3 protein-coding genes and 1 pseudogene are annotated in these 6,000 nt (G+C 40.8%); all 4 read right to left on the bottom strand.

Features of this window, described 5'->3' with window-relative positions:
* Window positions 1-91: pseudogene (locus H5200_RS19220) on the bottom strand (superoxide dismutase [Mn]); the annotation flags it as partial.
* Window positions 92-121: 30 nt separating this feature from the next.
* On the bottom strand, window positions 122-628 hold the full coding sequence (locus H5200_RS19215) for a hypothetical protein (protein ID WP_182717821.1): 507 nt from the start codon (window positions 626-628) through the stop codon (window positions 122-124).
* An 89-nt stretch (window positions 629-717) separates the two neighbouring features.
* Window positions 718-1,209, bottom strand: coding sequence for a GNAT family N-acetyltransferase (locus H5200_RS19210; RefSeq protein WP_182762259.1), 492 nt, complete (start codon window positions 1,207-1,209; stop codon window positions 718-720).
* Between the two features lie 27 nt (window positions 1,210-1,236).
* Window positions 1,237-5,985: a PAS domain-containing protein gene (locus H5200_RS19205; protein ID WP_182762257.1), complete on the bottom strand. Its 4,749-nt coding sequence runs from the start codon at window positions 5,983-5,985 to the stop codon at window positions 1,237-1,239.
* Window positions 5,986-6,000: the final 15 nt, after the last annotated feature.

The following is a 6,000-nucleotide window of genomic DNA, read 5'->3' as shown; positions in this document are numbered from 1 at the left end:
GCAAAGTATGGTGGATCTCCATAGTTTTAGCATCTAAATGTGGCTCTAACGCATCGTACTCATATGGTAATGGGGGTAATGTAAACGCCATAATTGTTCCTTGTCGGATTAAGATAAGTGATCAATGCACAGTGGCAGTTTGATCTGGGGTGTAACTTAACGTCTGATTGATTTGTTCTATTAATTGCGGGTAATGACTGTGCAATTTGGCAAACTGTACTAACTCTGTGTAGGTTTTGTGATGATGGTGCACAACCACTGTACGCACCGTATCGCATGGATGCTGGAGCAAATGACTTAAACTTATATGCACATCACACAAACACTGACACGCTTGCTCTGCTTGGTTCATGGCTCGATATGTATCCGCTAAATTATGAGCGGCAACAACGAATGCGGGGCAGCAATGTTCAATTGCGCTAATAACTGACTGGCATATTTTTGCTTGGCTAAATTGGCTTAATAAACGAGCTGAGAGGGTGTGTGCTGTCGTGTATTTATCGCGAGCTTCAATTAAAGCACCGCGTTCAAACGCTGTATTTCCAGCAATGATGTTGGCTTGCCAAGGACTTAATACTTGCTCAACCTGAGACAATTTATTGCTGCTGTGAAACTGTGGGTGTGACATAAAAATCACCTGCACAAAATTAAATGATGTGATTAATTTACACAGCCAAACAACTTAATGCAAATGATTTTTATTTATATTACGTATTTTTATTTCTCGACAAAATCAATTAATGCTTGTCCTGTAAGCCGATAAATGATCCACTCATTTTGTGGCTCTGCCCCCATACTATTGTAAAAATCGATCGCAGGTTGATTCCAGTCAAGTACCACCCATTCAAAACGGCCACAATCTTTTGCGATAGCTTGGCGTGCCAAATGTTGCATAATCAGTTTACCCGCACCATTACCTCGGCTATCTGGGCTGACATATAAGTCTTCAAGGTACAAGCCATTCTTGCCAAGCCAAGTCGAATAATTGTAAAAGTACACCGCAAAGCCAATTGGCGTATCGCCTTCAAAACAAATCAAACTATGCGCTGTTGCACCTTCACTAAACAGGGTTTTTAAAATCGCCTGTTCATCGGTTTTAACCGCATCGGGCTCTTTTTCATAAATTGCCAATTCGGTAATAAAATGCAAAATAGTAGCAGCATCCGAAGGCTGCGCATCTCTTAAGGTAATCGTTTTTTGGTCTGTCATAAGCTCTCTTATTTATTACTGCATTGTTTAATACTGATCTAGTTTATCTTTTAATATTTGTAGTTGAATTGGTTTAGCCAAGTAGTCATCCATTCCAGACGCTAAACACAGCTGTTTGTCTTCATCCATTGCATTGGCTGTGAGTGCAATAATTGTGATCTGTTGATGTTTAGCACCCGCCTCACCGGCACGAATTGCGCGAGTAGCGTCAAATCCATCCAGCACCGGCATTTGGCAGTCCATGAGCACTAAATTAAAGTGTTCTGCAGGTACTTTCGCTAAAATATCAAGGGCTTGCTGACCATTCTCCGCTAGCGTTACGGTAAAATTCAGTTTACTTAACATTAGTTTAGATACTTGCTGGTTAATCGGATTGTCTTCAACCAATAAAATATGGCTATTTGCTCTATGCTGATCACTACGCAGTGAGGATATATAACTTGATGTCACTAAAGGTAAATCGGCGCTACCACCATGAGCGATCACCGCCATGGCACTGATCAAATCAGCCGTAGTGATAGGTTTTGGAAAATACGCTTGGAACCCTGCATCGCTAAAACGTTGTACTCCTTCCATGCCAGCAATACTGGTCATCATTACTAATGGCATTGCTTTAAAATCATCATCGGCTTTTAATTTTCGACACAGTGCTAAGCCATCCATTCCTGGCATTTGCATATCCAACACGGCAATATCATACAAATTAAGTTTATCTGCAAGGCGCTTTTTACATAACTGCAAGGCTTGTGCTGCATTACAAGCAAGCTCAACTTTTGCACCCCAATGAGCAAGCTGTTGGCTTATCACAATCCGATTGGTTTCGTTATCATCAACCACCAATATAGTGAGCTTGGTCATATCTATGGTCGGTATACTACGCTCAGTGTCACTTCCCGCCTCTAGCATCACTGTCGCGGTAAACTCACAACCATGCCCTACCTCACTGACTAACGTTACTTCTCCACCCATTAACTCACACAATTGTTTACTAATCGCCAAACCTAATCCAGTGCCGCCATATTCACGCGTAGTCGAGGCATCTACTTGCGAAAATGGGCTGAATAAATCTTCTTGCTTGGTTAGATCAATTCCGATGCCAGAGTCTTTTACACTAATACTGAGCTGATATTGTTGTTCAATAGGAGTTACTGATGCGCGGATCAATACTTCACCTTGCGCAGTAAACTTAACAGCGTTACTCAGTAAATTGGTCAGCACTTGGCGAATACGCCCCGGATCGCCTTTAAATTGCACCGGTGTCACAGCCACTAAATCAATAATGATTTCGATATCTTTATCTTGCGCCGCAAGGGCTTGAGATTCCGCCACCTCTCCGAGTAAATTACAGACATTGAAGTTGATACTTTCTAGCTCGATTTTACCGGCATCAACTTTCGAAAAATCTAAAATATCATTGATCACCGACAATAAAGAATGCGCGCTATTTTTTGCTATCGCGACTTTCGTTCGCACCGGCTTGGTCAACGCTTCAAGTTCGATCAGCTCAAGCATACCCAACACCCCATTCATTGGGGTACGAATTTCATGACTCATGGTTGCTAAAAATTGACTTTTTGCTGTTGCAGCAGCATTGGCTTTGACTAATGCAATTTTCAGCTCTTGGGCGGTTTGCTTACGCCTTTGCGACATTAACACGCTGCCCACTAAGGTCGCTAAAGAGCGTAAATAGGTTTCTTCATTTTGGCTCCAACAGCGATAGCTACCGACACTTTCCGCACAGAGCACTCCTAATATACCCTCACCGGTAGATATAACGGCATCGAGCATCGAATTAATATTTAATGGTGTTGTGTAAGTGTCAATCAATTCGGCGGTTGCAGGATGGCTATTAACATCATTAATTGCCACTAAACCTTGTGCAAATATTGCTTGGTAATAAGCGGGAAATTCACTCGCTTTAAGCACTAAAGGCTGCTCAACAAAACCTTGATCATCGATAAATAAACTCACGCACGTCATTTCATCGCTAGCTTCATCAAACACCCACACTGCTGAGCGTTGCACATCAAGTACATCACACATTGACTGCGTCACTAAATTTTTTACTACATCGAAATTACCTGCCAATAACTCAGGTGAGACGGTTAAACTCGCTAGGTTTTTATTATATTGGTTGGCTTTTTTACTCTCTAATTCGAGATGTTTATAAGTATCAATATTTTGAAATGAACCATACACACGCACGCAACGTTCATTTTTAAATTCAACTTGCCCTATCGACTTAACCCACCTTTCATTGCCTAACGCTGTGACAAGGATTAACTCAATTTCCCAGCTATTACCATTAATAACTGCATCTTCAAACAGTTCGCTAATTTTATCACGATGTTCACCTTGCTTATAAAAATCAAGAGCTTGCCCTATTACTGGCTGGTAGTCGTCAGCGACTTCATGAATTGCTTTGACTTCATCGGACCAATACATTGTCTGTGCTTCTAAATCCACTTCCCAGGCACCAATTTGGCCTTGTTTACTCATTGCTTCAAGTAAACTTTGTTGGCGATAAAGTGTCGATTGAGTATGATAACGCTCGGTTATATCATGAATAAAACCATCTAAATACAATACGTTGCCAGCCTGATCATACACTGCTTGACCTTTTTCATGTACCCAATGAATACAGCCATCAGAAGCGACCAAACGGTATTCTAATGACCATGGCTGACGAGCATCAATATCGACTCTTACTTTCTCAGCCACGCTAGCAACATCATCCGGGTGAATTAATTCAACAAAGCTAAGCTTATGATTATCAACTAAATCATTTGGTTCATAGCCGGTAATAACTTTTGTTTGTTCACTCAGGTAGAGCATGCTCCATTGGGCATCGTATTTACATCGATACACAATGCCTGGAATATTGCCGACCAGAGACACAAATCGGTCGCGACTCAATTGTAATTGTGCTTCTGTTTCTTTTCGCTCTGTAATATCAAGGTGAGTACCTATCATTCGTTTTGCAGAGCCATCACTATTGCGCTCAACGATACGTCCTGTGGTCAGTACCCACACCCAATGTCCGAGACGATGCAACATACGAACTTCGCAGACATAATAATCGCTCTCACCCGCAAAATGCTGCTCTAAAAGCTGCCCTGAAGTAACAAGATCATCTGGATGAGTATATTTGTTCCATGTATTAAAATCAGTTGGTTGTAGTTCTTCCAATTTATAACCGATAATACTCGCCCAGCGGTTATTAAAGTATGCTTTGCCAGTATCTACATACCAGTCCCAAATCCCTACTGCAGTGCTGTCCAACACTAATTGTAATTGTGTTTTGTGTTGTTCGAGTTCAAATTCTTGTAGTTTTAATGCTGTGATGTCGGTGCGAATAGCGATATAACTTTGGGGCTTGCCCTGTTCATCTAAAAAAGGCGCAACTGTAGTATCGACCCAATAAAAGTCACCATTTTTTGCTCGATTACAGATTTGCGCATGCCATACATTGCCTGCGGTTACGGCTTTATACATGTCCTTAAAAAAATCTTTAGGATGAGTCCCAGAGTTTAAAATACGGTGGTTTTTTCCTAACAATTCACTTTCGCTGTAACCGCTGATCTCACAAAATTTCTTATTAACAAAGGTGATCGTGCCCTTGATATCGGTCACAGCAACAATTGCATGTTCATCAAGTGCACTTTTTTGTTCCGCTAACTGTTTTAAGGCAAGCTGAAGCGCTGTGCTTTGATGCTCTAGCCGTTCTTGCTGTTGTACCTTACTACTGACTAAGTGTTCTAGATCAATCGACAGCTGATGTAATTCACTACTGTCTTCCAGAATAGGAATATTGTTGCGCTCACCTCGGGTTATTTCAGCGCTGGCATTGGCAAGACTAATGAACGGGCGAGATAAACGTCGTCCAAACCACCACGATAGAATTAAGATCACTAAAAATGCAAAAGCATTAGCAACCACAGCTGCAAACTTATAGTCACTGGCACCTTGCAACATAACGGCTGCAGGCTTTTCAACCAATAGCTGCCAGCCTGTGGCGTTTGCAAAATTCAAGTCCGTTAAAATGGCATAGTGTAATGTGTCATCTATTTTTCGATAGGTAAAAACCTGTTCAGTATTTGCCACATTAGTAAAATAATCAGCTTTTGGTAATACACTCGGGTGCAATTGGGCACCTTTGATTTCACCTGCTTTCACAATAAAGAAAGTTAGTCCCTCATTATTATTATGAATATGTTCTAAATTATCGAGCAAGCCTTGAAAATTTATATTCGCTAATACTATTGCATAAAGTCCGCGTTGCTCGTCTATCATAGGTAACGCCACAAAATGATGTGTTTCAGCCCCCATTGAAGATATAAATACACTTTTTTGCCCTTGCTCAATAGCCGCTAGCATCGCAATTAACTGATCACGATTTAAGGCTGAAAACGCACTGTTATTAACTGGGTTTGGGGTATTTGAGGGGTCGAAGATAATATGAATTTCATTGACAAAATCATATCGATCAACAAACTCATCAATCAGTAGCCGTTTATTTAGCTGGCTATGACTTAGTTGATCATTTAATAGATATAGGTCTTTAATGTGATCTGCAAACCAAATATTCGCAAATTGCTTACCAATACTGCTTAATTCACCAAGTTCAGTTTGGGCGCTTTTTTCAAGGGAGTTGCTTACATGTTGAAGACTAAACCAAGACATTAAAAATAATGGTGCTAGCGCAATGACAATAAAAGTAACAATCAGTTTCGTCCGTATAGATTGGCTTTTATTTTTTAACAGGCCATTCAGCATTGTATTTCCATAATC

The sequence above is a fragment of the Pseudoalteromonas sp. SG43-7 genome, from assembly GCF_014164295.1.
Lineage (GTDB): Bacteria > Pseudomonadota > Gammaproteobacteria > Enterobacterales > Alteromonadaceae > Pseudoalteromonas > Pseudoalteromonas rhizosphaerae.
This window is presented reverse-complemented; position numbering and strand designations above follow the sequence as displayed.